The sequence below is a fragment of the Ruminococcus bromii genome (assembly GCF_002834225.1).
Taxonomy (GTDB): Bacteria; Bacillota; Clostridia; order Oscillospirales; family Acutalibacteraceae; genus Ruminococcoides; species Ruminococcoides bromii.
On the sequence record NZ_NNSR01000027.1, the window covers coordinates 1 to 4,021 of the forward strand.

The window sequence follows — 4,021 nt, forward strand, 5'->3', positions numbered from 1 at the left end:
CCAAAGCCGCTACTACGATCCATTCACAGGCAGATTTTTGAATGCGGATGTATATGCTGATACCCAGTCAGGTACTCCGCTAAGCACAAATATGTTCTCTTACTGTGAGAATAATGTGGTAATGAATATGGACAATAAAGGCTATAGCATAGGTATATCTAGTGGTTGGGTATCATTTGGTATTGATTTGATTATCGATGTGTTTGCAGCACCTGTTGCCTTAGCATACCATGCAATAAAAATTGCAGTAAAAACGTACCTCAAAAAATATGGAGTAAAAAAAGTTGCAAAGTATATAATAAAGAAAATAATATCAAAATGCAAAAAAATTCTTATTAAATTTACTAGATTACTTAATAAGCTATTAATGAAAGTTATAAGAACCTCTAAAAAATTAATTCGAGATGACTTTATCAATAAAGGAATAGGAAAGATTTTGGGTGTTCTTAACAGTAAAAGAGTAAATCAATTATATGACGCGGTTTGTATGTTTCTATCTACCGGGGCATTTATTGCGGGAGTTCTTGATATTGTTACTGATAAACATTTTGATGGTGTTATACGCATTTAGTAAGTATAAAAGAGGTTTTAAATATGGCAAACTTAATAGTTAATCTTAACAATTACAATGATAGCAAATGTGAAATTATTGTAAATGGTATCGATATATTTAAAAATCAAAAGCGTATTCCTATTACCAAAAGTGGGACATATAAAATCAATATTATTATTTACAACACTATGAAAATAAAAAATAAATTTCATTTTAATTTAAAAAACTTGCTTCCATATTTTCCTTATTTTTATAGAAAGGAGGTTGAAAGCGGAGGCAAGATTAATAATTACAGAATTACTTCATGGGACAATTATATCGACTTTATATCCTTTGATTTTAATGCTACTTTTGATGAAAATTTGATTGAAAGAGAAAATATTTTCCTGAATGTGAATTTTGATTTTATGGGAAAACAAAATTATATTGGTGGAAATGATTTCTATAATTACCCACAGGTATCATCAAATGATGAAATAGAAATAACTGACATTGAGCTTAATGAGAAAAAAATATTGAATAAAAGTAATTATAAAAGAAATCAGTTTTTATTGTGCGTAACACAGAGTCTATTCTTATTGTTTGTGGGAATTTTATCGTTTGTATTCATAGCAGATTGTGGTAATAACTTGTTTTATAGCGTTATTTCAATATTAGTTATAATGCATTCTGCTTATACATTCGTAAGAAATATAATCAAATTGTATAGATATATTTCTTAAAAGTTAATTTGTTTGCAAGAATAAAATATTTGAGTAAATCAATAAAATTATTAAAAAGAAAGAGGCATACCGAGCGGTATGCCTCTTTCTCGTGCCTGAATTAGTTATAACATTCTAAAGATGAGAGATTTATATTTATTTTTGAAATTTCGCCTTTGTGTACGAAGCGTAGGGGAACTTTAAGGCAAAATTCTCTTACGGCATAATATAACTGCATAGGCTGTTTGTCGTCAACGGTAATTGCGTGTAAAGGAAAAGTTGCTTTCTGGATATCTTTTATTAAATTGTAAGTTCATAATGAAATACAGATACAAAAAACTTCCATAGGCAAGCCCCCTCATAAGTCACTGAAATCGTACCAAAACAGTAGATATTATGTTGTATTTGCTTTTTGTTTATGATACAATTTAAAGCGAAAACAGCGACAACCTTAATGATGTAGTCAGAATAATTGACCTTTCGGGTACAGAAGTCGCAAGCTATGTTTATGACGCTTGGGGTAACATAAAAGATATCAAAGGCGAGCCGACAATTCGAGAAATAAACCCGATTCTCTACCGGGGCTATGTTTATGATACCGAAACTTCACTCTATTATCTCCAAAGCCGCTACTACGATCCATTCACAGGCAGATTTTTGAATGCGGACGATACACATTACATTATGTTCCCGTCCTTGATGGCAAATTTGTATACATATTGTGATAATAATGCAATTAGTAATACGGATACAAATGGTAAAACAGCTTGGTTATGGATGTTAGGCTTGTACGCAGTGAAGAAGTCAATGCCATTACAATTCTATTTTCATTCAATACTTAATAGGCAACGCTACAAGTGTTACGATTTTTCGGATAATAGTATGTATGCCGATAAAATTTTGGGTTCGATAGCATATTATAATTTTAAGAAGAAATATCACATCATAAATTTATATCCGGCATTAGAAAGAATGTATCACCAAAATCGATTATATATGATTTATAGTGGAACTTTTGATCCTTATTATACGGGTGAACGAGACTTATATTTATCGATAGGTCAATGTAAAGTAAATATCTGCTATGTAATATACGGTAATGTTAACAAAAGGCATGACATTGCTTATAGTGTGACAGTAACTTTTACTGATGACTACGATTTTGAACATTGGACTAAAAGTAAAAAGAATTTATTGACCATGTGTATAAATAACATTTTAGGATATTATCCTCAATCGCTCGGATTGATAGTTCCCTACTCATGGCGTATACAGTATAAATTTTCAGGCACGTTCAGATGTCGACATTGATGCAAAAGGAGGCTAAGATGAAATTTACCGTACCGAAGCTGATATTTTTGTTAGCTACTATTGCTATTATTTTGTCGGGATGCAATATTGACGATGTGTTGGGATATTTGTCAACCGTCAGGGTTGATGAATATGATATGGAGGTAAATTACTATAATGAGGGCGCAACATATCTCTTTTCCGGCAAGGTAGTGCTGACCAAACATGATGAGGAAGATAAAGCAAAGGATTCTTGGCTTGAAGACGATCTTGGACTGCGCCTTAATACAGGGCAAACTGGGGATGTGAAGACGATTTTGTCGGGCGATTTTGACGAGGTGGGCTATGCTTCTAAACAAATATTTATTAAAAAGGACGATTTGTATTACGTCTTTAGCATTGACAGCTACACCGTACCAGAAAATTTATACGCTTTCGCCTACGATAATTATGACGATATTGTGCTTTCGTATGAAATGAACGAATATACCGCCGAGGAGTTTTCCGATAAATATGACAGCGGCGCGATCGACTGGGGAATTGATGATTTCGGGTAATTGTCTGTGAAGTTTGATTTGAAGCAACTCATATCTGCGCTATATAGCAGTGCGCAGCTTGACATGATGGATTTAAGATGAGCAGAAAACATAAAGTGAAAAAATATTTACATTGGTTCTGACCGTTATAATATTGGTATGCACAGGGTGCTCCTTAAAGGAATATGATTATTCAGAATGGGGAAAATATGAATTTTCCGATAATGAACACTCTTTTTACTATCCGAAAACGGAAAATCGTATGTAAGCAATGATGGTATTACCGCCAAAACTACAACCGATGATTTTGGCAGAACTACACAGGTCAGAACTGTCCGCAGTGACGGTACTCTTGTATTTAATACAGACTATGAGTACGCAAACGGCAAGGCTGAAAATTCAACAACTAATCTTATCAGTAAGTTCAGTCAGTCATACGGCAGTGACAGCGTTTTGTCATATGATTATTCTTATGATGCAAACGGCAATATTACCGAGATTAAGCAAAACGGCAAACTCATAAACAAGTACACTTATGACAGTCTTAACGAGCTTAAAGAAGAATATGATTATGTAAATAAGTTCTACATTAACTATTCTTATGACGGAGCAGGAAACCTGCAAAATAAATATGAACAGGTTCTTGATCCAAACTACGGTTATCCTACAGGAACACAGCATGGTAATACATATGAGTACACCGATACAAGCTGGAAAGACAAACTGACAAAAATCAATGGTGACAATATTACCTACGATGCAAACGGCAATCCGCTTTCATACCGTGACGGAATGAGTTTTGAATGGGAGAACGGAAGAATTCTCAAGAAAATCAACACTTCCGATAGTTCTATTCAAATGAGTTATGACTCAAACGGTATGAGAACACAGAAAACCGTTGACGGAGTTAAGACCAACTATTACTACGACAGCAACAAAAA

4 protein-coding genes and 1 pseudogene are annotated in these 4,021 nt (G+C 33.5%); all 5 read left to right on the forward strand.

Going from position 1 to position 4,021, the window contains the following annotated elements:
- Positions 1-571: RHS repeat-associated core domain-containing protein (locus tag RBATCC27255_RS02330; RefSeq protein ID WP_278292186.1), on the forward strand; the 571-nt coding region annotated here is incomplete at its 5' end.
- A gap of 23 nt (positions 572-594) precedes the next feature.
- Positions 595-1,275 (forward strand): hypothetical protein, encoded by a 681-nt coding sequence (locus RBATCC27255_RS02335; RefSeq protein ID WP_101028565.1) that lies wholly within the window; start codon positions 595-597, stop codon positions 1,273-1,275.
- 450 nt (positions 1,276-1,725) lie between these two features.
- A complete protein-coding gene (locus RBATCC27255_RS10720) occupies positions 1,726-2,565 on the forward strand; it encodes an RHS repeat-associated core domain-containing protein (RefSeq protein ID WP_423242034.1) in 840 nt (279 codons plus the stop codon).
- 17 nt (positions 2,566-2,582) lie between these two features.
- Positions 2,583-3,101: a hypothetical protein gene (locus RBATCC27255_RS02345; RefSeq protein ID WP_101028567.1), complete on the forward strand. Its 519-nt coding sequence runs from the start codon at positions 2,583-2,585 to the stop codon at positions 3,099-3,101.
- 432 nt (positions 3,102-3,533) lie between these two features.
- A pseudogene (locus RBATCC27255_RS02350) lies at positions 3,534-4,021 on the forward strand (RHS repeat domain-containing protein); the annotation flags it as partial.

Coding starts and splice junctions, on each gene's coding strand:
- RBATCC27255_RS02335 (WP_101028565.1), top strand. CDS start 595: ATGGCAAACTTAATAGTTAATCTTAACAATTACAATGATAGCAAATGT.
- RBATCC27255_RS02345 (WP_101028567.1), top strand. CDS start 2,583: ATGAAATTTACCGTACCGAAGCTGATATTTTTGTTAGCTACTATTGCT.